Annotated in this window: 2 protein-coding genes; one reads left to right on the forward strand and one right to left on the reverse strand. The window is 67.2% G+C overall.

Annotated features, from left to right (window positions below; genetic code table 11):
• Positions 1–137: 137 nt before the first annotated feature.
• Entirely contained in the window at positions 138–1013 is an 876-nt protein-coding gene (locus ACWCXB_RS36535; RefSeq protein ID WP_450728806.1) for an IS5 family transposase, read from the forward strand.
• Between the two features lie 10 nt (positions 1014–1023).
• Here the strand turns inward: ACWCXB_RS36535 and ACWCXB_RS36540 are convergent, their stop codons facing one another.
• Positions 1024–1545 (reverse strand): hypothetical protein, encoded by a 522-nt coding sequence (locus tag ACWCXB_RS36540; protein WP_450728808.1) that lies wholly within the window; start codon positions 1543–1545, stop codon positions 1024–1026.
• Between the last annotated feature and the right edge of the window lie 127 nt (positions 1546–1672).

Genomic DNA, 1672 nt, shown 5'->3' on the forward strand with positions numbered 1-1672 from the left:
TCCACACCTACAACCACCACCGCTGCCACACCGCAATCGGAGGGCAACCTCCGATCAGCCGCGTCAACAACGCTGCGGGTCAATACACCTAGGCCGTGTATCGAAAGTGGATCTTGAGCGCTAAATGATCTCGGTTCATGGGGCGGGGAGATCTCACGGACGAGCAGTGGGCGGTGCTGGAGCCGTTGTTGCCGAAGGGCACGAGGGCAGGTCGGCCGCCCATCTGGCCTCGGCGGCGGCTGATCGATGGCATTCGGTTCCGGGTCCGGACCGGTGTTCCGTGGCGGGACGTGCCCGTCGAGTACGGGCCGTGGGGCCGGGTCTACGACTTGTTCCGCCGGTGGCGGCGGGACGGCACCTGGCACCGGCTCCTCACCCGGCTCCAGTCCCTGGCCGACGCGAAGGGTGCGATCACGTGGGACCTGAGCGTTGACTCCACGGTGTGCCGCGCCCATCAGCATGCGGCCGGGGCTCGCAAGCAGGGTGAACTGCAGAAGGAACCGCCGGGCGGCGTGTTCACCGAGCCCGGTGATCATGGGCTGGGGCGCTCGCGCGGCGGGTTCACCACCAAGCTTCACCTGGCCGTCGAGCAGGGCCAAAGGCCCATGTCGATTGTGGTGACCGCTGGACAACGCGGAGACTCGCCGCAGTTCGAACCCGTACTGGAGAAGGTCCGCGTGCCCCGCATCGGGCCGGGCCGGCCACGCGTCCGCCCCCATCGCGTGCGGGCGGACAAGGCGTACGCCTCCCGCAAGAACCGTGCCTACCTGCGCCGCCGCGGGATCCGCTGCACCATCCCCGACAAGGCCGACCAGGCGCGCAACCGCCAGAAGCTCGGCTCCCGCGGAGGTCGGCCGCCGCATTTCGACCCGGCCGACTACCGCGAGCGTCACGCGGTCGAGTGCGGGATCAACCGCCTCAAGAGGCACCGCGCTGTCGCCACGCGATACGACAAACTCGCCGTCCGCTACGAAGCGACCGTCCTCGTCGCTGCCATCAACGAGTGGCTGTGACACGCGGCCGTCACACGGTGGAATCCACGTTCCACGCCGCAGGCAGGTCGCTGCCGCAGAAGACGCAGACGAAGTCGTCCTCGCGCACGATGTTGTGCTCCTGGCAGTCGGGACACCGCCGGAACACCACCTCGTGGGTGAAGCCGGAGGGCCGTTCAAGCCCTACGTCGTCCAGAGCACGGGCGACCTCCGACCAGGAGCTGATGTCCGGGCAGTAGCCGGTGGACTGGTTGTTGACCTCGCTCACGGTCCACCGGTCTGCCTCACACATGAAGCTGATCTCGCCCGCACTCAGAACCATGTCTCCGCCGGCACAGGCCACGTGCTCGCTTCGTCGCGGCGCCAGTCGAAGCACACCGTCCATGCCGACCACGAAGGTGAACGGTTCGGCCAGCTCCGCCGCCGATCGCTCAGCGACCCAGCTGCCGAAGTCAGCCACCGAGCTGATACGGCACCCACCGCCACCAGGCCGGACCGCGGACTTCAGCTCGACCGGTCCGACATATCTGTAACTCCGCCCCCGCGCACTCACGTCAGCCAACCTAGAGCACTTCCGACACACGCCCTAGCTTGATCTTTAACCTGTGCGGCGGGGTTTGGGGGTCGTTGTCTTCTTCGTTTGCCGTTTCGTTGGCTGCGTCTTGCGTGGTGTGTGCACG

The sequence above is a fragment of the Streptomyces sp. NPDC001514 genome, from assembly GCF_053597075.1.

What these genes read in the sequence shown, in the direction of transcription:
- ACWCXB_RS36535 (WP_450728806.1), top strand. Translation starts at nt 138, where the DNA reads ATGGGGCGGGGAGATCTCACGGACGAGCAGTGGGCGGTGCTGGAGCCG.